Source organism: Luteimonas deserti (assembly GCF_013425765.1).
Classification (GTDB): Bacteria; Pseudomonadota; Gammaproteobacteria; order Xanthomonadales; family Xanthomonadaceae; genus Luteimonas; species Luteimonas deserti.
Genome location: NZ_JACCJZ010000015.1, coordinates 41,662 through 67,261, shown reverse-complemented (window position 1 = coordinate 67,261; position 25,600 = coordinate 41,662). Strand labels below are relative to the sequence as shown.

The 25,600-nt window shown below is 67.8% G+C and carries 19 protein-coding genes, 1 tRNA gene and 1 pseudogene; 13 read left to right on the top strand and 8 right to left on the bottom strand.

All coding sequences use genetic code 11. The features are described from left to right. Window positions 1-144 precede the first annotated feature (144 nt). A complete protein-coding gene (locus H0E82_RS08075; RefSeq protein ID WP_180544953.1) occupies window positions 145-1,119 on the top strand; it encodes an oxygenase MpaB family protein in 975 nt (324 codons plus the stop codon). Between the two features lie 68 nt (window positions 1,120-1,187). Here the strand turns inward: H0E82_RS08075 and pulA are convergent, their stop codons facing one another. Both pulA and H0E82_RS08065 read right to left on the bottom strand, forming a co-directional pair. Continuing rightward, window positions 1,188-3,932 (bottom strand): pullulanase-type alpha-1,6-glucosidase, encoded by a 2,745-nt coding sequence (pulA, locus tag H0E82_RS08070; protein ID WP_180545003.1) that lies wholly within the window; start codon window positions 3,930-3,932, stop codon window positions 1,188-1,190. Next, complete coding sequence (locus tag H0E82_RS08065; RefSeq protein WP_180544952.1) at window positions 3,929-5,548, bottom strand: alpha-glucosidase; 1,620 nt, start codon at window positions 5,546-5,548, stop codon at window positions 3,929-3,931. The genes pulA and H0E82_RS08065 overlap by 4 nt, the downstream gene beginning before the upstream one ends. Window positions 5,549-5,748: 200 nt before the next feature. Here H0E82_RS08065 and H0E82_RS08060 point away from each other — a divergent pair, with 200 nt between their 5' ends. Continuing rightward, on the top strand, window positions 5,749-7,245 hold the full coding sequence (locus H0E82_RS08060) for an MFS transporter (RefSeq protein ID WP_180544951.1): 1,497 nt from the start codon (window positions 5,749-5,751) through the stop codon (window positions 7,243-7,245). Window positions 7,246-7,268: 23 nt separating this feature from the next. After that, a complete protein-coding gene (locus H0E82_RS08055) occupies window positions 7,269-9,017 on the top strand; it encodes an alpha-amylase family glycosyl hydrolase (RefSeq protein WP_180544950.1) in 1,749 nt (582 codons plus the stop codon). An 83-nt stretch (window positions 9,018-9,100) separates the two neighbouring features. Here the strand turns inward: H0E82_RS08055 and H0E82_RS08050 are convergent, their stop codons facing one another. Then, window positions 9,101-10,141, bottom strand: a complete 1,041-nt coding sequence (locus H0E82_RS08050; protein WP_180544949.1) for a LacI family DNA-binding transcriptional regulator — start codon at window positions 10,139-10,141, stop codon at window positions 9,101-9,103. Window positions 10,142-10,490: 349 nt separating this feature from the next. Here H0E82_RS08050 and thrS point away from each other — a divergent pair, with 349 nt between their 5' ends. The 9 genes from thrS to H0E82_RS08005 all read left to right on the top strand — a co-directional run bounded on the left by thrS (window position 10,491) and on the right by H0E82_RS08005 (window position 18,363). Then, entirely contained in the window at window positions 10,491-12,398 is a 1,908-nt protein-coding gene (thrS, locus tag H0E82_RS08045; protein ID WP_180544948.1) for a threonine--tRNA ligase, read from the top strand. Between the two features lie 90 nt (window positions 12,399-12,488). Next, window positions 12,489-13,010: a translation initiation factor IF-3 gene (gene infC / locus H0E82_RS08040; RefSeq protein ID WP_425600328.1), complete on the top strand. Its 522-nt coding sequence runs from the start codon at window positions 12,489-12,491 to the stop codon at window positions 13,008-13,010. Between the two features lie 301 nt (window positions 13,011-13,311). Beyond that, window positions 13,312-13,509, top strand: coding sequence for a 50S ribosomal protein L35 (gene rpmI, locus H0E82_RS08035; protein WP_180544947.1), 198 nt, complete (start codon window positions 13,312-13,314; stop codon window positions 13,507-13,509). A gap of 12 nt (window positions 13,510-13,521) precedes the next feature. Beyond that, the gene (gene rplT / locus H0E82_RS08030; RefSeq protein ID WP_180544946.1) at window positions 13,522-13,881 is read left to right on the top strand and encodes a 50S ribosomal protein L20; all 360 of its coding nucleotides are present in this window, start codon (window positions 13,522-13,524) and stop codon (window positions 13,879-13,881) included. A 168-nt stretch (window positions 13,882-14,049) separates the two neighbouring features. Continuing rightward, window positions 14,050-15,045, top strand: coding sequence for a phenylalanine--tRNA ligase subunit alpha (gene pheS, locus H0E82_RS08025; protein ID WP_180544945.1), 996 nt, complete (start codon window positions 14,050-14,052; stop codon window positions 15,043-15,045). A gap of 123 nt (window positions 15,046-15,168) precedes the next feature. Next, window positions 15,169-17,559, top strand: a complete 2,391-nt coding sequence (gene pheT / locus H0E82_RS08020) for a phenylalanine--tRNA ligase subunit beta (RefSeq protein WP_180544944.1) — start codon at window positions 15,169-15,171, stop codon at window positions 17,557-17,559. 21 nt (window positions 17,560-17,580) lie between these two features. Further along, entirely contained in the window at window positions 17,581-17,892 is a 312-nt protein-coding gene (locus H0E82_RS08015) for an integration host factor subunit alpha (protein WP_180544943.1), read from the top strand. Further along, complete coding sequence (locus H0E82_RS08010; protein WP_096209477.1) at window positions 17,885-18,241, top strand: MerR family transcriptional regulator; 357 nt, start codon at window positions 17,885-17,887, stop codon at window positions 18,239-18,241. The genes H0E82_RS08015 and H0E82_RS08010 overlap by 8 nt, the downstream gene beginning before the upstream one ends. 45 nt (window positions 18,242-18,286) lie before the next feature. Next, window positions 18,287-18,363 (top strand) — tRNA-Pro (locus tag H0E82_RS08005). 1,007 nt (window positions 18,364-19,370) lie between these two features. Here H0E82_RS08005 and H0E82_RS08000 read toward each other — a convergent pair. The 3 genes and pseudogenes from H0E82_RS08000 to H0E82_RS17075 all read right to left on the bottom strand — a co-directional run. Beyond that, window positions 19,371-20,144 carry a hypothetical protein gene (locus tag H0E82_RS08000; protein ID WP_180544942.1) on the bottom strand — a complete coding sequence of 258 codons (774 nt, stop codon included), beginning with the start codon at window positions 20,142-20,144 and terminating at the stop codon, window positions 19,371-19,373. 175 nt (window positions 20,145-20,319) lie between these two features. Continuing rightward, on the bottom strand, window positions 20,320-20,496 hold the full coding sequence (locus tag H0E82_RS07995) for a tyrosine-type recombinase/integrase (protein WP_235974236.1): 177 nt from the start codon (window positions 20,494-20,496) through the stop codon (window positions 20,320-20,322). 442 nt (window positions 20,497-20,938) lie between these two features. Next, window positions 20,939-21,052: pseudogene (locus H0E82_RS17075) on the bottom strand (SOS response-associated peptidase family protein); the annotation flags it as partial. Between the two features lie 176 nt (window positions 21,053-21,228). On the opposite strand from H0E82_RS17075, the gene H0E82_RS07990 reads away from it, so the two are divergent. After that, on the top strand, window positions 21,229-22,323 hold the full coding sequence (locus H0E82_RS07990) for a TraB/GumN family protein (protein WP_219338464.1): 1,095 nt from the start codon (window positions 21,229-21,231) through the stop codon (window positions 22,321-22,323). 13 nt (window positions 22,324-22,336) lie between these two features. Here H0E82_RS07990 and dxs read toward each other — a convergent pair whose 3' ends face one another. Further along, window positions 22,337-24,253: a 1-deoxy-D-xylulose-5-phosphate synthase gene (gene dxs, locus H0E82_RS07985; RefSeq protein ID WP_180544940.1), complete on the bottom strand. Its 1,917-nt coding sequence runs from the start codon at window positions 24,251-24,253 to the stop codon at window positions 22,337-22,339. A gap of 62 nt (window positions 24,254-24,315) precedes the next feature. Then, window positions 24,316-25,503: a serine/threonine-protein kinase gene (locus tag H0E82_RS07980; RefSeq protein WP_180544939.1), complete on the bottom strand. Its 1,188-nt coding sequence runs from the start codon at window positions 25,501-25,503 to the stop codon at window positions 24,316-24,318. Window positions 25,504-25,600 lie beyond the last annotated feature (97 nt).

The window sequence follows — 25,600 nt, the reverse complement described above, 5'->3', positions numbered from 1 at the left end:
CGGGTCGCGGCCATGGTAGACGCGGGTTTCCTGCGCGGGCGCATGCTGCATACGTATTCATTGCAACGCCCCCGGGGACGTGTCGCCGGGAGTTCGGGTCGCAGCTTGACCGCGCGTGCAGCGGCAGGGCGCTAGCATCGATCCATGCCGTCATCGACCAGACACTTCGTCAATCCCGTGCAGTCCGCGATCCGCCGCTGGGTGCTCGGCGTGTTCCCGCGCGGACAGAGCGGCATCGACTACGACACGCCGGCCGGAGACGCCGGCCTGTTCGGGCCCGACACCGTCACCTGGCGCGTGCATGCGGATTTCCCCGGCATGCTGGCCGGCGGCCTGTGTGCACTGCTGTTGCAGGCCCTGCATCCGCGTGCGTTGGCCGGCGTCTGGGACCACTCGGATTTCCGCGCCGATCTGGTCGGTCGCCTGCGCCGGACCACTGCATTCGTGGCCGGCACGAGCTATGCCGGAACGGCGGAGGCGCAGCGGCTGATCGCGCGGGTGGCCGCCATCCACGTCCGCGTGCGGGGCACCACGGCGGCGGGCGTGCCATATGCCGCGGACGATCCGGACCTGCTGACCTGGGTGCATGTTTCCGAGGCCTACGCCTTCGTGCAGGGCTTCCGCGCCTACGCGGGCATGGCGATGCCGCGCGCGCTGGAGGATCGCTACTACGACGAGTCGCGCCGCGTGGCGGAAGCGCTGGGCGCGCGCGATGTGCCGGCGAGTGCGGGAGAGATCGAGCGTTACTTCGCCGGCGTGAGGCCCGAGCTGCAGTTCGACGCGCGATCGCGCGAGGTGCTCGCCGTCCTGCATCGGATCCGCCTGCCGGTGCCCGGCGCCGCGCTGTCACGCGAAGTGTTCCTGGGTGCCGGAGCTGCGCTGCTGCCGACGTGGGCCGAGGCGCTGCTCGGAATCGGCGTCGTGCAACGGGCCCGCCACCGGGCGTGTGCGCACCTGCTGCGGGCATCGGCGCCGGTCTTCCGCGCCGCGCTGCCCGACGGCATCGCGCCGCGCGCCTGCGCACGGGTCGGCGCCCCGGCCTCGCTGCTGCGCCAATGGGAGGGCGTGCGCGGCGCGGACATCGTCGCCCGCACCACGCGCCGCGATGGGGCGGGGTGAGCCTCGGGCGGCGAAGGTCGCCGTCAACGGAAACGTGCCAACCCCGACGGGCGCCTAGCCGGTGGGCATCACCGCGCGGCACCTGCCTGGACCACGAAGACCAGCGCCGTCCGTGCCGGGATCGTGAAGCGGCCGCGCGCATCGTCGATGCGGGCCAGCTCGCGGGGACGCGGATCCGCTGCGTCGGGACGACGGTGCACGGGGTGCAGGATCCAGCCGCGCCCGCGCAGGTCCTGGACGTCGATACTGAGCGGCCCGTCCGCGGTGTTGATGGCGTAGAGCACGTCGTCGTACAGCGCGTCGGCGAGCCCGTGTCCGTCGAGATGGCCGACGACGAGCCTCGGATCCGATGCGGGTCCCGTCGCTGGAAAGCGCAGGCAAGCCTGGACATCGGCTGCGCTGCGCAGGCGGAACAGCGGTGTGCTCGCGCGGATACGCAGCAGGTCCAGGCTCATGTCGCGTGCGCGCAGGATGTCGGATGCCTGTGGGCGGATGTGCTGCGTCTGGGCGAGCAGCGGTTGCAGCAGCGGCCAGTCGTCCGCGTTGTCGGGCGCCGGTGGCAGACCGCGTCCGAACGTGTGCGTTCGGCCGCTCCAGTCGAGCGTGTTGAACCAGTCGCCCGAATCGAAGCTGTTGCGGTCCATCGATTTCGAGCGCATCACCTCGACACCGGCGTGGAGGTAGGCGATGCCCTGGCTGAAGGCCGTGGTGGCGAGCGCCAGCACCTGCGCGTGTATGCGTGCGTCCATGTCCGCACCGGGCGGCAGGCGTAGAACGTTGATGTCGAAGAGCGTGTGGTTGTCGTGGTTCTCGACGTAGTTCACGACCTCGCCCGGCGCGGCGGCATAGCCGGCCGCCTGCCCGGCATAGTCGATGTCGGAGAGCGTGCGGCGGGTGCCGTCGTCGAGGTCCATGCGGTAGTCGCGCAGCGTGCCTGCGAGTCCCGCGCGGACGAGGTCGGCCTGCCGATGGAGCAGGCTCGTGTCCTCGTGTCCGTGGATCCAGCCGCGCCGCCCGGCCAGCGCATCGCCTCGATCGGACGGACCGCCCCCGCGTACGGCATCGCGCGCGCGGTCGCTGAAGGTGGCGATGCCGGTGCCGGACAGCGTCCCCTGGGCGGCCTGCACGAACCGCGCGCCGTCGGCCACTTCGCCGAAGTTCCAGCCTTCGCCGATCAGCGGCACCGGGCGGCCCGCGGCCGCGTCCACGCGCGCCTGGAGCTCGAGCATCGCCGCACGCGGCTGGTGCCCCATGAGGTCGAAACGGAAGGCGTCGATCCGGTAGTGGCGCACCCAGTGCTCGGCCGAGTCGATCATCAGCCGCGCCATCATCGCGTGCTCGGTCGCGGTGTTGTCGCAGCAGGTCGAGGTCTCGACACGCCCCTCGGCATCGAGGCGGTGGTAATAGCCGGGCACGATGCGGTCCAGCACCGATTGCGCATGCTGGCCGGATGCGCTGGTGTGGTTGTAGACCACGTCCATGCCGACGCGCAGGCCGAGGCCATGCAGGGCCTGGACCATGCGCCGGAACTCGAGGATGCGCGCGCCCGGATCGTCCGCGTCGCTCGCATAGCTGCCTTCGGGCACGTCGAAATGCAGCGGGTCGTAGCCCCAGTTGAAACAGTCGTGGGCCGCCACCGCCGCCACGGCCGCCTGCTGCAGCGTGCTGTCGGGCGCGGCCTGCGGAATCGCCGGCACCACGCAGCCCTGTTCCGGGACCGTGGCCAGGTCGAACACCGGCAGCAGATGCACGTCGGTGACGCCGGCATCGCGCAGGCGGCGCAGATGCCGCACGCCCTCTGAATCCGGTTGCGCGAACGCCGCGTAGCGGCCGCGCAACGCTTCGGGAACGCTGGTGTCGTCGCGTGAGAAATCGCGCACGTGCAGCTCGTAGATGACCATGTCGGTCGCCGCTGCGAGCGCCGGCGCGGCATCGCGATCCCAGCCGGGGGGCCGCAGGGCCGGAGCATCGAGGTCCAGCACCACGCTGCGTCTGGAATCGGCGGTCAGCGCGACCGAATACGGGTCGGTGACGCGATTGCGGACGATGCCGACGCCGGGCACGAAGACGTCCACCAGGTAGAGATAGGCGTGTCCCTCCAGCGCCTGGGGAAGCGTGGCAGTCCACATCCCGGTCGCCGCCTCGTGGGCCAGCGGCATCATCGTCTTCGCGGCGGCGCCCGGCTGCGGATACAGGCAGACCGTGACCGCCTGCGCCGAAGGCGCCCAGAGCCGGAACGCCGTGCCCCGGCCGGACACCGCGATCCTGGGCGCCGGTGCGTCACGTGCGGCGCTGTAGAGGTCGTCGAAGGCTCCTGCCACCTGGAGCGCGGTCGCATCGAGCACGCGGCCGTCGTCGTCCTCGTGTACCAGCAGCAGCTGACCGCGATGCAGCGCGCCGAGGGTGGCATCGTCGAGGTCGATGGCGAGCGTGGGGCCGGTGCCGACGAAACGGAAGCGCTCGCGCAATGCGTCCGGCAGGGCATCGGTATGCAGGCGGGTATCGAACACGTGGTCATAGGCCGTGACCCGCGCGCCGGGACGCGCGACGAGCGTCGCGCGCCGGGCCTGATAGAGCCGGTAGCGGCCGCCTGCCTCCGTATCGGCGCCGGGCCAGCGGATCAGGCGGCGATCGAGCCAGTGAGCGCGGGCGTGAACGGGCGCGGCATCCGTGTGCAGCGCATGCAGGGTGCGTGCGAACCCGGGTGCGTCGCAATCGGTCCAGGCGGGGACGGCGGCCTGCGCACCGCCGCCAGCGAGCGCGGCGAGCGCGAGTGCAGATCGGAGGCGGTGCTGTGCGCCGACACCGGTCAGGGCAGCGCGGCGAACAGCGCGGCGTGCGGCGGCAGGCGCAACAGTCGCCCTTCGAGCGTCCCGGGGCGCAGACCATGGCCGTCCAGCGCCCGGGCGGCCTCCATCTCCGGGGGCACTGTCCAGTCCACGGCGCCGGCGGACAGATTGAATACCGCGAGCACGCGGTCGGCGCCCAGGCTGCGGACCAGCGCCAGCACCGGCTCGGGCGCATCGACGAACTGCTGGTCGCCCCGCACCAGTGCCGGCTGCGCCTGGCGCCAGTGCAGGAAACGCCGCGCCGAGACGAGCACGGACGCCGGATCGTCCTCCTGCTGTTCGACGCTGCGGGCGCGATGCGCGTCGGGGATTGGCAGCCAGGGCTCGCCGGTGGTGAAGCCGGCACCCGGGTCCGCGGTCCAGGGCATCGGCGTCCGGCAACCGTCACGGCCCTTGAAGTTCGGCCAGAACGTGATGCCGTAGGGATCGCGCAGCTTCTCGAACGGCACGTCGGCCTCGGGCAGGCCGAGTTCCTCGCCCTGGTACAGGCAGACCGAACCGCGCAGCGTGCACACCAGGCCGATCATCTGCCGGGCGAAATCGTCGCTCGCGTCCGCGCCGCCCCAGCGGGTCACCGCGCGCTGCACGTCGTGGTTGGAAATCGCCCAGCACGGCCAGCCTTCGGTCATCGCCGCCTCGAGGCGCTCGACGGTGCCGCGGATGTAGCCGGCGCTGAAATCGTCGACCAGCAGCTCGAAGCTGTAGCCCATGTGCAGCCGGCCGGCGCTGGTGTACTCGGCAGTGGTGGCCAGCGAATCCTCGGACGAGATCTCGCCGAGCGCGGCAACGTCCGCATATCCGTCCATCAGCGTGCGCAGCTGCTCGATGAAGCCGATGTTCTCCGGCTGCGTGTTGTTGTACCAGTGGTACTGGAACGCGTAAGGATTGTCCGGCGAGAAGCCGCGGCCCAGACGCAGCGCCTCGGGCTTGGCCGGGTTGTCGCGCAGCGCCGGGTCATGGAAACAGAAGTTGATCGAGTCGAGCCGGAAGCCGTCGACGCCGCGGTCCAGCCAGAAGCGCACGTAGTCCAGCGTGGCCTGCTGCACGTCGGGGTTGTGGAAATTGAGGTCCGGCTGGCTGGACAGGAAATTGTGCAGGTAGTACTGCCGGCGCCGCGGCTCCCACTTCCAGGCCGGGCCGCCGAAGATCGACAGCCAGTTGTTGGGCGGCGTGCCGTCGGGCTTCGCATCGGCCCAGACGTACCAGTCGGCCCTGGGGTTGTCGCGCGAGGCGCGGCTTTCCTGGAACCAGGCGTGCTCGTTCGAGGTGTGGCTGAACACCTGGTCGATCATCACCTTCAGCCCCAGGCCGTGCGCCTTGGCGAGCAAGGCGTCGAAATCGGCGAGCGTGCCGAACATCGGATCGACGTCGCGCTGGTCGGCGATGTCGTAGCCGTAGTCGTGCATCGGCGAGCGGAAGAACGGCGACACCCAGATCGCGTCCACGCCGAGCTGCGCCACATGGTCGAGCCGGTCGATGATGCCCGGCAGGTCGCCGATGCCGTCGCCGTCGCTGTCCATGAAGCTGCGCGGGTAGATCTGGTAGATCACCGCGCCGCGCCACCACGGGTTGTTCGCCATCACTCGTCTCGCCTCCCCGCCGCAGTGCGCGACGCGATGCGACGTTAGTGCATGGTGCGGCGCGTGCGGAAGCGTGCGGTGGTGGCGCATGCGATGAATACGTATGCAGGTCGTGGCCGTCGAACGGCTGCTCGCTACCATGGGTCCGCCGTCGCACTGCCGCGATGGCGCAGCGGTCCTTGGGAGGGGAGTCGCAGCACATGCGCAATACGAAACCGTCACTGTCGTTCTGGCAGATCTGGAACATGTGCTTCGGCTTTCTGGGCATCCAGTTCGGATTCGCCCTGCAGAACGCCAACGTCAGCCGCATCTTCCAGACGCTCGGCGCCGACATGGAACAGGTGCCCGGGCTGTGGATCGCCGCGCCCCTGACCGGCCTGCTGGTGCAGCCGGTGATCGGCTACTTCTCCGACCGCACCTGGACACGCCTCGGCCGCCGGCGTCCGTACTTCCTGTGGGGCGCGATCTTCTCGACCGCGGCGCTGCTGGTGATGCCCAACTCGCCCGAGCTGTGGATCGCCGCTGGCACGCTGTGGGTGCTCGACGCCTCGCTCAACGTGTCGATGGAGCCGTTCCGGGCCTTCGTCGGTGACCAGCTCGCGCCGCCGCAGCGGCCCACCGGCTACGCGATGCAGGGCTTCTTCATCGGCGTGGGCTCGGTGATCGCCAGCGCGCTGCCGTTCGTGCTCGCGAAACTCGGTGTCGCCAATACCGCCGGCCCCGGCGAAGTGCCGGACACCGTGCGCTACGCGTTCTACTTCGGCGGCACCGTGTTGCTGCTCGCGGTGCTGTGGACCGTGCTGCGCACGCGCGAATATCCGCCCGAGGTGCTGGCCGCGTTCGACGATGCCCAGCCTGCAGGTGCGTTGACCGCGGCCGATGCGCCTGTGCCGTCGGCACTCGGCGGGCTGCCCTGGCTCCTCGTCGGGCTGGCCGGGCTCGGGCTCGTCTACGGTCTCGGCTGGGACCGCATGCTCTACGTGCTGGCGGGGCTGCCGCTGGCCTACGGCGCGCTGCGACTGATCGCGGCGCGCATGGCGTCGCAGCGGATGCTGCCGACGATCGCCGCCGACCTGCACGCGATGCCGCCGGCGATGCGCCAGCTGGCCGTCGTGCAGTTCTTCTCGTGGTTCGGCCTGTTCGCGATGTGGATCTACACCACGGCCGCGGTGGCGCAGACGCACTACGGCAGCAGCGATCCGCAGTCGACCGCGTTCAACGAGGGCGCGAACTGGGTGGGCGTGCTGTTCGCGGCCTACAACGGATTCGCCGCGCTGGCCGCGATCGCCATTCCGTGGATGGCACGACGCCTCGGCCTGCGTCTGACCCACCTGGTCAACCTGTTCCTCGGCGGCGCCGGGCTGGTGTCGATCGCCTTCATCCGCGATCCGCAGTGGCTGCTGCTGTCGATGGTCGGCGTGGGCTTCGCCTGGGCCTCGATCCTGTCGCTGCCGTATGCGCTGCTCTCCGACAGCCTGCCCGCGCACAAGATGGGCGTGTACATGGGCATCTTCAATTTCTTCATCGTCATCCCGCAGCTGGTGGCGGTGAGCACGCTCGGCGTGCTGCTCGGACGCGTCTTCGACGGCGATCCGGTGCGCGCGCTGATGCTCGGCGGCGCCAGTCTCGCGATCGGCGGGCTGTTCGCGCTGCGTGTCGCGCGGCCGCGCTCCGAGCTGGCCGTCACCCCGACCTGAATCCATCCTGCTGGAGCCTGCGCATGATCCGACCGTTGACCGCCGTTCTCGCCGCCGCGCTGTGCGCGGCCTGCTCGCACGGAGGTCAGCCGTTGCGTGCCGACGCGCCGGTCGGAGGCGCGCTCTACGGCACCCGCGCGCCGTTCGCCGCGCATTCGGTCTACTTCGTCGTCACCGACCGCTTCGTCAACGGCGATCCCACGAACGACCAGCGCGACCAGGGCGGTGCGCATCGCACCTTCGACATCCCGGTGCGTTGCGAGGACGGCATCGACGGCAACATCGGGTATCTGGGCGGCGACTTCCGCGGCGTGCTCGACAACGCCGGCTACATCCGCGACATGGGCTTCGGTGCGGTATGGATCACACCGATCGTCGCCAATCCCGACGAGGCGTTCACCGGGGGCGATTCGATCAGCTGCGGCAGCACGCTCACCGACCGCGGCAAGACGGGCTATCACGGCTACTGGGGCACGAACTTCTACCAGGTGGACGAGCACCTGCCGAGCGCCGGTCTCGATTTCCGCGCCTTCACCGACGGCCTGCGCGCGGCCGGCCTGAAGACCGTGCTCGACATCGTCGGCAACCACGGTTCGCCGGCGTGGACGATGCCGGTCGCGCAGCCGGGTTTCGGTCAGATCTTCGATGCAGAGGGCCGCTTGATCGCCGATCACCAGAACCTGCCACCGCACCAGCTCGATCCGGGCCGCAATCCGCTGCACGCGTTCTACAACACCACCGGGCCGGTGGACGCCGAGACCGGTTCGATCTTCGACGGCAACCTGGCGCAGCTGGCGGACTTCGATGCCGCCAATCCGGCGGTGTTCGACTACCTGGCCGGCGCCTACGAACACTGGATCGGGCAGGGCGCGGATGCGTTCCGCATCGACACCATCGCGTGGATGCCGCATGCGTTCTGGAAGCGCTTCGCCGACCGCATCCGCACCGAGCGGCCGGACTTCTTCATGTTCGGCGAGGCCTTCGACTACGACGCGGCGAAGATCGCCGAGCACACCTGGGCCGTGAACGGCGGCATCAGCGTGCTCGATTTCCCGATGAAACAGGCGATGGATGCGGTGTTCGCCGGCAGCGCCGGCTTCGAGCGCCTCGCGCCGAGCCTGCACCTCGAACGCGGGCCCTACGCCAATCCCTACGAGCTGACGACGTTCTACGACAATCACGACATGCCGCGCATGGACGCCACCGATGCCGGCTTCATCGACGCGCACAACTGGCTGTTCACCGCGCGCGGGATTCCGGTCGTCTACTACGGCTCGGAGACGGGCTTCATGCGCGGCCGCGCCGAACACGCCGGCAACCGGGCGTACTACGGGCAGGCGCGCGTGGATGCCGGCGTCGGCACGCCGATCCATGCGGCGCTGACCCGCATCGCCACGCTGCGCCGCGACACACCGGCACTGCAGCGCGGCCTGCAGTTGCCGCTGCTGCTCGAGGGCGACCACGCGGTGTTCTATCGCGTGCTCGACGACGGCGGTGTGCGCCAGACCGCGCTGGTGCTGCTCAACAAGGGCGATACGCCCTGGGCGGCGCGTCTGGGGTCGACGGACATCGACGACGGCGCATGGCGCGACGCGTTCGACGGGTCCGGAATCGCGTCGGTCGCGGGACTGCGCCTCGATGTCTCCGCGCACGGCGTGCGCGTGCTGCTGCGCGAAGACGTGCCGGTGTCGCCCACCTTGCGCGCACGGCTGCGGACCCTGATGGCCGGACGTCACGGCGGCCCGGACACGGAGCCTGCAGGCACGCGGTAGCGCGGGCGGGTCGCGGCGTTCGCGGTGCGGGGGAACCGTCAGTCGGAGCGGGCATCCGCGTGCCCGCTTCCCGGCCCCTGGCGTCAGCCGGCGCGCGCCTTCGCGGTCGAATCGCGCACCACCAGCGTAGTCGGCAGCCGCAGGCTCTCCGCGGGCTCCCCGTGCACGAGGTGCATCAACGTGTCGACCAGCAGCTCGCCCGCGGTCAGGGTGTCCTGGACCACCGTGGTCAGGGCGGGGGTGGTCATGCGCGCCGCCGGAATGTCGTCGAAGCCCACCACGGCCACGTCGTCCGGGATCCGCAGGCCTGCGGCGGAGAAGGCCTGCATCGCGCCGATCGCGATCAGGTCGCTGGCCGCGAACACCGCATCGAATGGATGTCCGCGGCGCAGCAGTTCGGTCGCGGCGGCATGCCCCGAGCCCTCCGCACTCTCGGCGTCCACCTGCAACCGAGGATCCATGGCCAGGCCGTGGGCCGAGAGCGCAGCCTCGCAGCCGCGGTAGCGGTCGAGGAACTCCGGATACCGGCTCGAGGCATCGCCGAGAAACGCGATCCGTCTGCAGCCGATCCCGGCCAGATGCTCGCCGACCAGCGCACCGCCATTGGCGTTGTCGCAGCCGATCGAGATGCCGGGCTGGTCCGGCAGCACCGCGCCCCAGCGCACGAACTGCGTGCCCTGCTCGACCAGCGTGCGCAACTTGCCCTGGTAGGCGAGGTAATCGCCGTAACCGAGCAGGATCAGCCCGTCCGCCTTGTGGCTGTCGCCGTAGTCGGCGTGCCAGTCGTCGGAGAGTTGCTGGAACGAGATCAGCAGGTCCTGGCCGTGGCGCGCGCAGGCCCGTGTGATCGAGCCGAGCATCGGCAGGAAGAAGGGATTGATGTGCGACTGGTCGGTGGTCGGATCCTCGAACAGCAGCAGCGCCAGCGTGCCCGACTGCTGCCGGCGCAGGTTGGAGGCGTTCTTGTCGACCTTGTAGTTGAGCTCGCGGGCGATCGCCAGGATCCGGTCTCGGGTTTCCGGATTGACCGACGGGTGGCCGCGCAGGGCCCGCGACACCGTGGGCTGGGAAACGCCGGCCCGGTGGGCGATGTCCAGCGAGGTCGGCTTGCCTTTGATGGTCATCGCGGCCCGGGCGGGGAGTACCGGGGCGATCATGCCACGCGCCGCGCGGGCAGCGCCGCCTGACCGGCGGGCCTCCCCGGGGCCGCCCGTCGCAGCGCCGGGCGGCCTGCTTCTGCGCTACCATCTCGGCCCGATCCTCCGTACAGGTGGCCCGCGCCCTGCGCCGGCCGAGCGTGCGACATGAGCACTACGATCCTCCAGCGCTGATCGACCCCGGGCTCCCGCAGCAGGCGCCCGCGTGGCGCTTTTTTTTGGCCGGTGACCGGCGATGGGTGAGTGGCACTGGCCCGAGTCCCCCGTTCGCCTCCCGGAACATCCATCGCGAATCACCAATCACGGCGTCTTCTCAATGATCACCATCACGCTCCCCGACGGCAGCCACCGCGAGTTCGACCACCCCGTCTCCGTCATGGACGTCGCCCAGTCGATCGGTCCTGGCCTCGCCAAGGCGACCATTGCCGGCAAGGTCGATGGCCGCCAGGTCGATGCCTCCGACCTCATCGACCACGACGCCTCGCTGCAGATCCTGACCGCGAAGGATGCCGAGGGTGTCGAGATCATTCGTCACTCCTGCGCGCACCTCGTGGGTCATGCGGTCAAGCAGCTGTATCCGGACGCGAAGATGGTCATCGGTCCGGTGATCGACGACGGTTTCTACTACGACATCTACTCCGAGCGTCCGTTCACGCCCGACGACATGGCGGCCATCGAGAAGCGCATGGTCGAGCTGATCGACACCGAGTACGACGTCGTCAAGAAGATGACGCCGCGCGCCGAGGTCATCGAAACGTTCAAGGCCCGCGGCGAGGACTACAAGCTGCGCCTGATCGACGACATGTCCGCCGACATCACCCAGATGGGCCTGTACCACCACCAGGAATACGTCGACATGTGCCGCGGTCCGCACGTGCCGAACACGCGTTTCCTCAAGGCCTTCAAGCTCACGCGCATCTCGGGCGCGTACTGGCGCGGCGATTCCAAGAACGAGCAGCTGCAGCGCATCTACGGCACCGCCTGGGCGGATTCGAAGCAGCTCAAGGCCTACATCCAGCGCATCGAGGAAGCCGAGAAGCGCGACCATCGCCGCATCGGCAAGGCCCAGGAGCTCTTCCATCTGCAGGAGGAGGGACCCGGCCTGGTGTTCTGGCATCCCAAGGGCTGGGCGCTCTGGCAGGTGGTCGAGCAGTACATGCGGCGCGTCTACCAGCACAGCGGCTACGGCGAGGTGCGCTGCCCGCAGATTCTCGACGTGACCCTGTGGAAGCAGTCCGGCCATTGGGATAACTACAAGGAGAACATGTTCTTCACCGAGTCCGAGAAGCGGACCTACGCGGTGAAGCCCATGAACTGCCCGGGCCACGTGCAGGTCTTTAACCAGGGCCTGCACAGCTATCGCGACCTGCCGATCCGCTACGGCGAGTTCGGCAGCTGCCATCGCAACGAGCCCTCCGGCGCGCTGCACGGCATTTTGCGCGTGCGCGGCTTCACCCAGGACGACGGCCACATCTTCTGTACGCCGGACCAGGTCGAGGCGGAGGTGCGCGACTTCCATGCCCAGGCATTGAAGGTCTACGCGGATTTCGGTTTCGACGACATCCAGATCAAGATCGCCCTGCGGCCCGAATCCCGACTCGGCGACGACGCCACCTGGGACCGCGCCGAGGACGCGCTGCGCAGTGCGCTGCGCTCGGCCGGCGTCGAGTGGTTGGAGCTGCCCGGCGAGGGCGCGTTCTACGGACCGAAGATCGAGTACCACCTCAAGGACGCGATCGGCCGCACCTGGCAGCTCGGCACGATGCAGGTCGATTTCATGATGCCGGGGCGCCTGGGCGCGGAGTACGTCGACGAGCACAGCCAGAAGAAGCATCCGGTGATGCTGCACCGGGCGATCGTCGGCTCGATGGAGCGTTTCATCGGCATCCTGATCGAGCACCACGCCGGCCAGTTCCCGAGCTGGCTGGCCCCGGTGCAGGCAGTGGTGATGAACATCACCGACGCCCAGGCCGATTTCGTTTCAGAGGTTCGGAAATCCCTTTCAAATCAAGGGGTCCGGATCGAGGCCGATTTGCGGAACGAGAAGATCGGCTATAAGATCCGCGAACATACGCTGCAGCGCGTGCCGTATCTGCTCGTGACCGGGGACCGCGAGAAGGAGAACGGCGCAGTGGCGGTTCGGACACGGACCGGGGAGGATCTTGGCACCATGTCGATCGCAGATTTCGTTTCGCGCATTCGCGCGGAGCACGTTTCAGCATGAAACCTTCACCGGTGCAGCGCCAGGATGGTCTGCGCCGGACGGCCCGCAGCCTGACAGGTCGCGGCATGTTCCACACTGGAGAATCCGAGCATTAGCACCCCTGACAAACAGAACCGCCGCAACAGTGACATCCGCGTTCCGCGGGTCCGCGTCATCGGCTCCGACGGCGAAATGATCGGCGTGCTCTCGCGCGACGATGCGTTGCGCGCCGCCGAGGAAGAGGGCCTCGATCTCGTTGAGATCCAGCCCAACGCCGATCCGCCGGTCTGCAAGATCATGGACTTCGGCAAGTTCAAGTTCGAGATGCAGAAGAAGGCCAACGAGGCCAAGAAGAAGACCCGCCAGCAGGAGATCAAGGAACTCAAGTTCCGGCCGGTCACCGACGAGGGCGACTACCAGATCAAGCTGCGCAAGATGCGGGGCTTCCTGGAAGAGGGCGACAAGATCAAGGTCAACATCCGCTTCCGTGGCCGCGAGATGAGCCACCAGGAACTGGGCCGTGAAATGGCCGCCCGCATCGAGGCCGATCTGGGCGACGACATCGTCATCGAGTCGCGCCCGCGTCTCGAAGGCCGGCAGATGGTGATGATGATCGCGCCGAAGAAGAAGTAAGCGGCCGCGGGCCCCCGCGGTCGGTGCTCCGGAAAGGCGCGGCCATGGCCGCGCCTTTTTCGCGTTCGGACACAGGCGGGTGCCGGTGCCCGGCCACTGCTTCAGACCGTGCCGGCATTTGCAAGCCCGGGTCCGGCGCGGCATAATGCGCGGCTCCCGGTTCGCCGGGTGGCATCACCCACATTCCAGGACCGGCCTGGATCCTTCGGGATCAAAGGCTTAGACATTGGCATGGGCAGGATGGAAAGCGTGGCGCAGGCCACCGCCCGGTCAGTACTCGTATCCCAAAAGGACTCTCGCAATGCCCAAGATCAAGACGCACCGGGGCGCCGCCAAGCGGTTCCGGAAGACCGCGTCCGGCAAGTACAAGGCCGGTCACGCAAACCGTAGCCACATCCTCACGAAGAAGGCCACCAAGCGGAAGCGCAGCCTTCGTCAGACGAACCACATCCAGGCATGCGACAGCGGTCGTCTGGACCGCATGCTGCCGTATCTCTGAGGGGACTGAACCATGGCACGAGTCAAGCGTGGCGTTCAGGCGCGCCGCCGTCACAAGAAGGTCCTCGGCCGCGCGAAGGGCTATTACAACGCCCGTCGCAAGGTCTTCCGCGTCGCCAAGCAGGCCGTCATCAAGGCCGAGCAGTACGCGTACATCGGTCGCAAGCTCAAGAAGCGCGACTACCGTTCGCTGTGGATCACGCGTATCAACGCGGCGGCCCGCTTGAACGGCATGAACTACAGCCGTTTCATGAACGGTCTGCTGAAGGCCGGCATCACGCTGGACCGCAAGGTTCTGGCCGACATCGCCGTGCACGATGCCACCGCGTTCACCGCGCTCGCCGACAAGGCGAGGGACGCGCTGGCGGCCTGATCCGCCGCCTCCACCATGAAGCGGCAGATGCCGCCGGATCCGTCCGGTGGCCGACGTGGGGAAGGGCGCAGGTCCTTCCCCATTGTTGTTTTCGGGACCCGCCCCACCGCGCGGTGCGCGGTATTCCGATCCGCTCCCGGATCCCAGACCTGACGGGTGTGTAGTGCGATGAGTGAAATCGAATCCCTGACGACCCGGGCCCTGGCCGACATCGCGGCGGCCGATGCCCCCCAGGCGCTGGAAGCGCTGCGTGTCGGCCTGCTCGGCAAGAGCGGCAGCGTCACCGCCCAGCTCAAAGCCCTCGGCACGTTGCCGGCGGAGCAGCGCAAGGCGGCGGGCGAAGCCATCAACCGCGCGCGCGATGCGATCGGCGAAGCGCTGGCCGCGCGCAAGATCGCCCTCGAAGACGCCGCCCTGGACGCTGTCCTCGCCGCGCAGACCCTCGACGTGACCCTGCCCGGGCGCGACGGCGGGCGCGGCGGCGTGCATCCGGTCAGTCGTACCCTCGAGCGTATCGCCGACATTTTCGGTCGCCTCGGCTACGAGCTCGCCGACGGCCCCGAGATCGAGGACGACTGGCACAACTTCGAAGCGCTGAATTTTCCGCCGCACCACCCCGCGCGCGCGATGCACGACACCTTCTACTTCGGCGACGGTCGCCTGTTGCGCACGCACACATCGGGCGTGCAGGTGCGCTACATGGGCGCGCACGCGCCCCCGCTGCGGATGATCGCAGCCGGCAAGGTCTATCGCTCCGACAGTGACCAGACCCATTCGCCGATGTTCCACCAGGTCGAAGGACTGCTGGTCGACGAGCATGCGACCTTCGCCGACCTCAAGGGCACGCTCAGCGAGTTCGTCCGCGCGTTCTTCGAGCGCGACTTCGAGATGCGCTTCCGTCCCAGCTACTTCCCGTTCGTCGAACCCGGCGCGGAAGTCGACATCGCCTGGCAGCAGTCCGACGGCAGCACGCGCTGGCTCGAGGTGCTGGGCTGCGGCATGGTCCATCCGAATGTACTGAAGGCCGTCGGCATCGATCCCGAGCGCTACACCGGCTTCGCGTTCGGCCTCGGCGTCGAGCGATTCGCGATGCTGCGCTACGGCGTCGACGACCTGCGCGCGTTCTTCGACAACGACGTCAGGTTCCTCAGGCAGTTCGCCTGAGCGCCGGGACCGCTGGTCCGTGATCCGTGATCCGGCACAGCGGTTCGCGCGCGTGCTCGCCGGTCGCGGAAGCGGGGCGTCGTCGAATTCCCAATCACGAATCAAGAATCACGGAATTTCACCATGAAATTCAGCGAGAACTGGCTGCGCCAGCACGTTCGGACCGATGCGAGCCGCGATGAACTCGTGGCCACGCTGACCGCCATCGGCCTCGAGGTCGAAGATATGGTGTCGCTGGGCGACGCGCTGGAAGGCGTCGTCGTGGCGCGCATCGTGTCGGCCGAGCGCCATCCGGAGGCCGACCGCCTGCAGGTCTGCCTGGTGGACGCGGGGCTGGACGCGCCGTTGCAGATCGTCTGCGGCGCACCCAATGCGCGGCCGGGTCTGGTCGCGCCGCTCGCGCGGATCGGAACGCGTATCGGCGAGCTGACGATCAAGGCGGCCAAGCTGCGCGGCGTCGAGTCGAACGGCATGCTTTGCTCGGCCAGAGAACTGGGCATCGATGCCGATGCGTCGGGCCTGCTCGAGCTGCCCGCGGATGCGCCGGTCGGTGCGCCGCTGGCCGCGTATCTCGGCCTGCCGGACGCGAGTATCGAGATCAAGCTCACGCCCAATCGTGCCGATTGCTTCAGCGTGCACGGCATCGCGTTCGACGTGGCCGCCGCCTGCGGCAGCCGGGTGGTCCCGATCGAGGCGGAGCCGGTGCCGGCCGCCAGCGAGGCCGCGCTGTCCGTGGTGCTCGGCGCCGGCGCCGACGCGCCGCGCTATCTGGGGCGCGTGATCGAGGGGGTCGATGCCACCCGTCCAACCCCGGTTTGGATGGCCGAGCGGCTCCGCCGCAGCGGCATCCGCCCCGTGCGGTTTCTGGTCGACGTCACCCAGTACGTCATGCTCGAGCTGGGACAGCCGATGCATGCCTTCGATCGCGACCGGCTGACCGGTCCGGTCGGCGTACGCCGCGCGCACGCGGGCGAGACGCTCACGCTGCTGGACGGCCGTGACGTGTCGCTCGATGCGGAGTTCCTCGCGATCACCGACGGCGCGCCCGGCGCGGACCGGGTGGTCGCGCTGGCCGGCGTGATGGGCGGCTTCGACACGCGCGTGACCGAATCGACCCGCAACGTCTTTCTCGAGGCGGCGCACTTCGCGCCCGACGCGATCATCGGCCGCAGCCGCCGGCTCGGCCTGCACACCGACGCGGCCCACCGCTTCGAACGCGGCGTCGATCCTGCGCTCCCGCCGCTGGCGATCGAGCGCGCGACGCGCCTGATCCTCGATGTCGCGGGCGGCACGCCCGGCCCGCTGACGGATGTCGCGCTGGACGCACATCGCGCGCAACCGAAGACGATCGGTCTGCGCCGCGCCCGCCTGCAGCGGGTGCTGGGGCTCTCGATCGACGATGCGGACGTCGAGCGCATCCTGCACGCGCTGGGACTGGATGTCTCCGCCGCAGCCGATGGCTGGCGGGTCGTCGCACCGACCCGCCGATTCGATCTCGCGATCGAGGAGGACCTGATCGAGGAGGTCATCCGCATCCACGGCTACGACCGCGTGCCGACGACGCTCCCTGGCGGCGCGACCCGGATCGCGGTGCCCAGCGAAGCCCGGGTGGCCGAGGCCGAACTGCGGCGTCAGATGGTGGCCCGCGACTGTCTGGAGACGATCAACTTCGCGTTCGTGGACGCAGCGCTGCTCGCAGCGTGGAACGCCGGGGCCGGCAGTGTGCCGCTGGCCAACCCGCTCAGCGGCGAGCTCGGCGTCATGCGTCCGGCCCTGCTGCCCGGCCTGGTGGCCGCGGTCGGCCGCAACCTCGCGCGGCAGCAGTCGCGCGTGCGGCTGTTCGAGCTCGGCAAGGTGTTTCGCGCATCCGCGGAGGCGTCGACGGCGCCGGTCGAGACGCTGCGCGTGGCAGCCGCGGTCGCAGGCGCTGCACGTGCCGAGCAGTGGAGCGAGGTTGCGCGCCCGACCGACTACTTCGATCTCAAGGGTGACCTCGAGGCCCTCGCGCGGATCGCCGGCACCCGCCTGACGTTCGCGCGCTCGACCGCGCCGCACGGCCACCCCGGGCGCTCGGCCGACATCCTGCACGACGGGGTGCACGTCGGCTGGATCGGCGAGCTGCACCCGCGTCTGCTGCGCGCGCTCGACATCGATGCCCCCGTCCTCGCGTTCGAGCTCGACGCCGCGACCCTGCAGGGCCGTTCGCTGCCGCGCGTGGCACCACTGTCGCGTTTCCCTTCAGTGCGCCGCGACCTCGCCGTGGTCGCGCCGGAGGCCGTGTCGTGGTCTGCGCTCGAATCCGCCGTACGCGCAGCTGCGGGACCGCTTTTGGCCGATATCAGGCTGTTCGACCGTTATGCCGGGCAGGGGGTCGAAACCGGGTCCAGGAGTCTCGCCATTGGCTTGATTCTGCAGGAAAATTCCCGCACTCTCACCGACCGCGATGTCGACGGCGTCGTGGCGGAAGTGGTCGCCGCGCTGCAGCGTGAACATGGCGCGGCACTTCGGAGCTGAGGTCTCACAGGGGGTTGCAGCGTGGCGTTGACGAAGGCCGACATGGCCGAAAAACTCTACGAGGAAGTCGGGCTGAACAAGCGTGAGGCGAAGGAGTTCGTCGATGCGTTCTTCGACGTCCTCCGCGAGGCGCTGCAGCAGGGCCGGCAAGTCAAGCTGTCGGGTTTCGGCAACTTCGATCTGCGCCGCAAGAACGAGCGCCCCGGACGCAATCCCAAGACCGGCGAGGAGATTCCGATTTCCGCGCGGACCGTGGTGACCTTCCGGCCGGGCCAGAAGCTGAAGGAGCGCGTCGAGGCCTACACCGGCCTGACCGGAGCCGCGCATGCTTGATCCCGGCAGCAACCGCGAACTTCCGCCGATTCCGGCCAAGCGCTACTTCACCATCGGTGAGGTCAGCGAGCTGTGCGACGTCAAACCCCACGTGCTGCGCTACTGGGAGACCGAGTTCCCGAGTCTCGAACCGGTCAAGCGGCGCGGCAACCGGCGCTATTACCAACGGCACGACGTGCTGATGGTGCGCCAGATCCGTGGACTGCTGTACGAGCAGGGCTACACCATCGGCGGTGCGCGCCTGCGTCTGGAAGGCGAGGGCGCGAAGCAGGAATCCGCGCTCAGCAACCAGATCGTGCGCCAGGTGCGCATGGAGCTCGAGGACGTGCTGCAACTGCTCAAGCGTTGACGGCGATGGGCGAAACGCCCGCATGGCGGTATAATTTCCAGATTCCGGGGTATAGCGCAGCCTGGTAGCGCACTTGTCTGGGGGACAAGTGGTCGTCGGTTCAAATCCGGCTACCCCGACCAATTTACGGTTTGAATCAGCGGCTTGCAGCTTCCACTGCAGGCCGCTTTTTCGTTGCAACCCTATCGCATCCCTATGGCAACCCTATCGGACGCCGCGGGTGCCGACTCGGCGAAGCCGTGTGATGGATTTCTCCCGCTCCGCGCAGGGGCGCGGAACAGCGCTGTGGCACCTGTATCCACGCACCTAGGCACGCAACTCAGCCTCATCGGATGATTGGCTCATCGAGCCAACGCGTGGCTCTCGAAGGAGGCGAGTGAAATGAAGCGGCCTGACGCCCATGAGCCTCAGGGCTGCCATCGAAGCTGATGCTCAGGCAGTTGCTACTGGTATGGACGAGCGCTCGCCGCGCAATACGAGAAAGGGCCCTTCTCAGGAAGGGCCCTCAAGGCACGGCAGTGGCAGGTCCGGCGACTAGTTGTTCACGTCTCCCTCAAGTTCTGGTCTCCATCCACCACTACCAGGCAAAGAGCTCCGCATGGCTGTGTAGCCACTAACTACTTCTTGTCTTTGGCATGCACCGCTGACACAAACGTTAACCATCTGAATATTTACTTGGAGCCAACAACTCCCCATGAACCAGGAACATACGCGCCACCGTAGATCGTAGCCGCCCCACCGCCCCCAGGGCCCTGCCACGTGCCTGCATTCTCACGGGCGGTCTGACCGCACGGAATATCAATATAAAGCTGTGTCATGCCGCTCATGCCAGCCACGGAAGTGCTCGGGTAGACGTGGCCCTGATAGTTATTAGCCCGCCACGCCGCCGCACCATAGATTGCCTCGCCCTGTTCGTCCAGCTCGGAGAGAAAGGCCGCGTTAGCAGGGTTGGATCGATTTCCTGAGACCCATTCGACCGCAATGTCCAAAATCTCACTTTGACAATAAGGGGGCTAAGAGAATCACGGTACATGCGTACACGATCGGTGCGACGATCAGGAGACCGGTCGCCGCTGCCACGGTCGCTCGTTTCATAATCAGTCTTTTGAATTAAGTGATAGGTGGTTTTTCAGTCTGGGATGGTGGGGCGCGGGTCCATCGGTGGAGCGTTCGGTCCGACGAGCTCTCTCCGCCGCTGCAGGAGAGCGTTGTAGTGAGCGAGCGCCTGAGATTCGGCTTCAAGTTTCTGCGATGGATCCGGCTGAGCTGGAAGCAGCATGTCCCTGACGAGCCCCATCTTTGTGTCGCCTAACATCTCCAGAACGCGGGTGTATGAGTAAGCCTTGGGGACGTCTCGCCCTGTCTGCGAGCCTGCGTAGTAGCCAGCCATGCTCAACAAGGGGTATGTATAGCCCTTTGCTACTTGGTCTAAGAGCCGTACCTCCGCACTCTCATCGCCTTCCATCAACTTCCGCATGTCGAGAAAGGTCTGGGCCACTTGGTCTCCCCTCCGCGACGCCTGTTCGAGTGCAGCGTCCGTAGCGACCGAGTAAGCTTGAATCTGCTCCTTAGTTGGATAGCCGTTACGCTGCAACCATGCTTGCTCGGCTTTTGATTGGGGGCCGAACATATCGTCCTCGAGCGCTGTGTTATGCCGATCCTTTTTGATGCCGGGAAAAGGGTCAGAAACAATCTGCGCAGCGCCAGTTGCAGTTACGCCAGATGCTGCGGGCGACGTTAAGTGCAATGGATCATCGTTAGCGGGAATCGTTGTATCGGTGGGAGCGTTCGCCGAGAGCGCCGGCCCAGCCTGTGGTGAATTTCGATAGCGGAAAAGTGCCGTAAGCCCGACGGCGAGCACAGTTAGACAAAGAAAGACAGCAATCCACTTTGTACGTCCCACAGGTCTCTCCTCTGATCTCTCATTTTCAACAATGAACGAGCGTTAAGTATCTGGGTCGTGGGTGGACCTTGTCCTCTGGTGTAGGGAATTTCCGAGCCAATCACTGGGCTCGCGATCCACTACGTGCAGGATGTTTTCTATCTTCTAAGGCGAGGTTCCTCAGGCTCGATGAGAGTCAAGGACCGTTATGTCCCTGCAGATAGACAGCCGTCATGGCCTCGCTGGCGTGTCCCATCAGCGCCTGGACCTGCTGGAGCGTCCACCCCTGATCGCGCAGCAGCGCGCCGCCCAGGCTTCGGATCTCATGGAACGTTGGCGAATTGTCGACCGTGTTTCGATCCTCAGTTAGCAAGGTCAGGTCATCGGCTCAGTATTCAGCGATGGCGGTATCGGCTGCATTGGCGCGACAGGGTTTATGAGGGCCATGCCGCGTCCCAGGCGCAAGCGATTCGGTTCATGGGCAGGTGGATCACAGCGCGGGGCATGGAGGCTCCGGTCATCGACGCAAAAGAAAAGCGCTTGTTCCTAGTGCCGCTCGGAGATTTCCTGCGCGATTACGCGAACGCCGGCGGTGTCGTCCTTGGCTCCACGCCTAGATGGAGCGGCAGGTTCGGCACGATGATGCCGGCGTCGACAACGTCGTCAGGCAGATACGGAAGGGCCGTCAGCGAATCGAGCCCTTGACTCGCCGCGTTGTAGTCGAGCCACACCAAGCGATGTGTCGGCTTCGAGGATAGCAAAGAGACCACAGCGTTAAAGGGGCCGCAGCTTCGCTTCGGCTCGCCGATCTGAGCTCATGCAGCCTCCCGATGCTCGTAATAGGGGTGCCGCTTGTCGTCGGAGATCGCGTAGAGCGCGTCGAGGTTGTCGGGGTCTGGACATAGCCGAGCGTCCAGATGCTCCGGTCGCGGGACGCAACCGGCGTGGGGCGGGGTGGATGAAGCAAGTGCCGCCGTCAGATGCACGTGTTGCGGCGCATCGCTTCCACATCGCGCATGTCGATGCGCGCATGACCAACCGCCCTTGCGTAGTCCCCGGCGCCGTCGTATTAGTCGCGCTCGACTCAGAGAGGCGCGAACGGACGATGCGGACTTCACGAAAGATGTGGCTTCTCGGGTTGCTCGCCTGCATGGCGGCAGGTGCGTCGGCGCAGGAGCCGACGGTCGAACTTCCAGCGGGACACGCCGACGATGGGCGCGGCATCGTCGACATGAACGTGGTCGTGGTGTCCGGATCGCAGCCGGGGCCAGGCCTTTGGCGCGTGCGGCGCGGCGAGAACACGCTCTACATACTCGGCAGGCAGTCGCCGCTGCCCAAGGGCATCAGCTGGCGCTCGGAGGAGGTACGTGAGGTGCTCGCCGAAGCCGGCGTCGTCCTCGGGCCGCCGGGCATGCGCGTGGGCGCCGGTATCGGCATTTTCCGTGGCTTGACGATGTTGCCGGCAGCCATGCGTGCGTCGAGAAATCCCGACGGTGCCACTTTGGATGAACTGCTGCCGGCGGATGTCTACCAGCGCTGGTCGGTGCTCAAGGCGCGCTACATCGGGCGTGACCGTGGCATCGAGCGCAAGCGGCCGGCGATCGCGGTGTACGAGCTGTATCGCGCCGCGCTCGAGGCCAATGGCCTGCGCGAGGGGGCCGTGATCACGCCAGTGCTCGACGAGGTCCTCAAGGCGCGCGGCATGACGCTGACGCCAACGACGCTCGAGGTCAAGATCGACGATCCACGCGCGGCGCTGGCCGAGTTCCGCAAGGAAGGCTTGAAGCCCGAGGACGTGGCCTGCGTGCGCGACACGCTCGACCTCATCGAGCGGGGATTGCCGCAGGTCGCGGCGCGGGCCAATGCTTGGGCGGTCGGGGATCTCGATGTGCTGCGGGCGACCGCCGGACAGAGCAGCCAGGTGCAGGCCTGCATGTCGTCCTTTCTGCAGACCGAGACCGCGCGCAAGCGCGGGCTCGACGATCTCGATGCCCAGGTGCGTGCGCATTGGGTGAAGGCGGCCGACGAGGCGCTCACCCGCCACCGCGTCTCCTTCGCAACGCTGTCGATCGACGATCTGCTGGGCACGTCCGGGTATCTCGCCGCCTTGCGACCGCGCGTAGACGCGGTGCTGGCGCCGGACGAGCCGGATGTCGTCGAGGACGAGGATGACGCGACACGGGGTGTCGCGACACCCTGAACCGGGCGGACGATCAGCCCGCCGCGGCCTGGCTGGTGATGGACGGCCGGGCCGCGAGGTCCGGCCAGCGTTCGAGCACCGCGGCGCGGATGCCTGCGGCATCGAGTCGAGCTTCGGCCAGCAGGTCCTCGCGGCTGGCGTGATGCTGGAACGCATCCGGCAGCCCCAGGTGCAGCATCGGAAGCAGCACGCCTTCGGCATTGAGCAGTTCGGCGACGCCCGAGCCCGCGCCGCCTGCGACGACATTGTCCTCGAGTGTCACGAATGCATCGTGGTTCCGGGCCAGCTCGAGCACGAGTGCACGATCGAGGGGGCGCACGAAGCGCATGTTCACCACGCTGAGGTCGAGTTCCGCCGCGACCGTTTCAGCCGCCGGCACGATCGCACCAAAGGCGAGCAGGGCCACGCGGCGACCGCGCCTGCGCACTTCGGCCTTGCCGATCGGCAGGGTCTCGAGGCGGGCGTCGAGCGCCACGCCTGGACCGGTGCCGCGCGGGTAGCGCACCGCGGCGGGGCCCGCGTGGCGGAATCCCGTGGTGAGCATCTTCCTGCACTCGTTCTCGTCCGCGGGTGCCATCAGCACCATGTTCGGCACGCAGCGCAGGAAGCTCAGGTCGAGGTTGCCGGCATGCGTGGCGCCATCGGGGCCGACCACGCCGCCGCGGTCGATCGCGAACAGCACGTCGAGCTTCTGCACCGCGACATCGTGGACCAACTGGTCGTAGGCGCGTTGCAGGAAGGTCGAATAGATCGCGACCACCGGCTTGGCGCCTTCACACGCCATGCCTGCGGCAAGGGTGACGGCGTGCTGCTCCGCGATCGCGGTATCGAAATAGCGCTGCGGATATTCCTTCGAGAACCGCACCAGACCCGAGCCTTCGCGCATCGCCGGCGTGATGCCGAGCAGGCGGTCGTCGGCCGCGGCCATGTCGCACAGCCAGTCGCCGAACACATCGGTGTAGGTGGGCTTCTTCGCGCCGCCGGCCTTGGCCACCAGGCCCTTCACGGGATCGAACGGCGCGACCGCGTGATAACCGATCTGGTCGCCCTCGGCGAGTTCGTAGCCCTTGCCCTTCGTGGTGATGACGTGCAACAGCTGCGGGCCCTTGAGACCCTTGAGCGTCTTCAGGGTTTCGACCAGCGCCTTGACGTCGTGGCCATCGATCGGACCGGTGTAGTGGAAGCCCATTTCCTCGAACAGCGTGGACGGCACGAACATGCCCTTCCAGTGTTCCTCCCAGCGGCGCACGAAGCGTGCCGTGGGGTTGTTCTTGTCGCCGAGCAGCTTCTTGCCGCCTTCGCGCAGCGCATTGAGCGTGCGGTTGCCGGTGGCGCGGCCGAGCATCTTGGTCAGGCCCCCGACCGCCTCGCTGATCGACATGCGGTTGTCGTTGAGGATCACCAGCACGTCGGGCTCGGGCTCCATGCCGCCGGCGTGGTTGAGGGCCTCGTAGGCCATGCCGGCCGTCATCGCGCCGTCGCCGATCACCGCGACCACGCGCCGCGCGTTGCCGGCGTGCGCATTGGCGACCGCCATGCCCAGCGCGGCGGAGATCGAGGTCGAGGAATGTCCGACGCCGAAGGTGTCGAACTCGGATTCCTCGCGCTTGGGAAACGGCGCCACGCCGTCCTTCTGCTTGACCGTATGGATGCGGTCGCGCCGGCCGGTCAGGATCTTGTGCGGATAGGTCTGATGGCCGACGTCCCAGACGATGCGGTCGTCCGGCGTTTCGTAGAGGTAGTGCAGAACAGTGGTGAGCTCGATCACACCGAGGCCGGCGCCGAAATGGCCCCCGCTGCGCCCGACGGATTCGATCAGGTAGGCACGCAGCTCGTCGGCGATCGCGGGCAGTTCGGATTCGTCGAACTGGCGGAGGTCGGACGGCGCGTCGATGCGCGCAAGGCGCGGATAGCGCGAGGAGTCGATCATGCCCCGCATTGTACGACCTGCCCCCGGGAGGAGGTCACACGGCGGTCATGTGCCGGACGGATTCAGCGTCGGCGCAGGCGGGAGAAGAAGCCGCTGGATTTCTGCGCGTCGGTCGCATCCTCGGGCACGTCGATCACCGGCTCGGCGTAACCGGTGGCCAGGCTCGCATTCACGAACCGGTAGACCTCGTCGGCCGGCAGGCCGCTCGCGGCGATGACCTCTTCGAGGGTCGCCGGCCCTTTCATCATCGCGGTGGCGATGCGGAAATGACGCGGGTACTCGCGTTCCGTCTGGGGCCACTTGTTGAGCACGTAACGGGCGTCCGGATCGTGCCCCGGCGCGAGGCTGCCGTCTCCCGCCAGCAGCGCGCCCAGCCAGCGCAACCGCAGCAGCGGCTGCGCCGGGCCCGCGGCGGCGGTGTCCCGCGCCCACTGGGCGTCGTCCAATGATTCGAGCGCCTCGCGTGCCACCAGGCCCTGGAAGTAGGGCGTCATCGGCTTGAGCGTGGTCGGGCCGTGGTAGAGCTGCGCATCGAGATCGATCAGCAGGGTCGGGCCGGTGTCGGTGCGGTATCGGCGGCGACCGCGCAGGGCCCGGCCCGCCAGCCAGTCGACCAGCGGGAGCTCGTCCGCCAGCTGCGCATCGACTGCGGTCTCCACCGGCAGGCCGGCATCCGAAGGCACGGACGGAACGAGCGCCGCCCACGCACCGTTCGCCGGCGTGGCAACGGCGGGCGCATCGTCTCCGGCTTTCTCGCGATCCCCCTGCGTCGGCACGTGCACCGGGGCGGCCTCCACGGCGGTGGCCGACGGCGCCGACTCGGCCGGGCGCGTGGCCTGGGCCTGTGCGGGCGCCGGTGCAGGCGCAGCCGGCGCCGGCGTGATGCGTGCCGCATCGTCGGCCTGCCGTGGGGCCGCCGCTGCGGTACCGCCCAGCGGGATACCTTCGCTGTCCGCGATTTCGCGCAACAGGACCACAAGGGCCGCTTCGTCGAACGGACGCCCCAGGCGGAAATGCGTCTGGACCCGGGGCGCCGAGGTCAGGCCGATGACCTGCTTGCCGGCGGCATGCAGGCGCAGCCAGCTCATCGGCCCGTACATGCTGTCCATGTCGACGATGACCAGACGCGATTCCGGCTCCGAGACCAGCGCACAGGTATCGCCGAGCTGCCGGTTCGCACTGGCGAAGGCGGCGCGCAGGGCGGTTTCGGTGGCGCTGTCCATTCCGCTCAGGGCGATGGTCACGGGCATGCGGGGTTTACCGTCGGAACAATGCCGCGAGTGTAGCGAGACGCATGCGCGCTGTGGGCGGGGACCGGAATCGGCCGGTCCGAAACGTGCGCTTCAA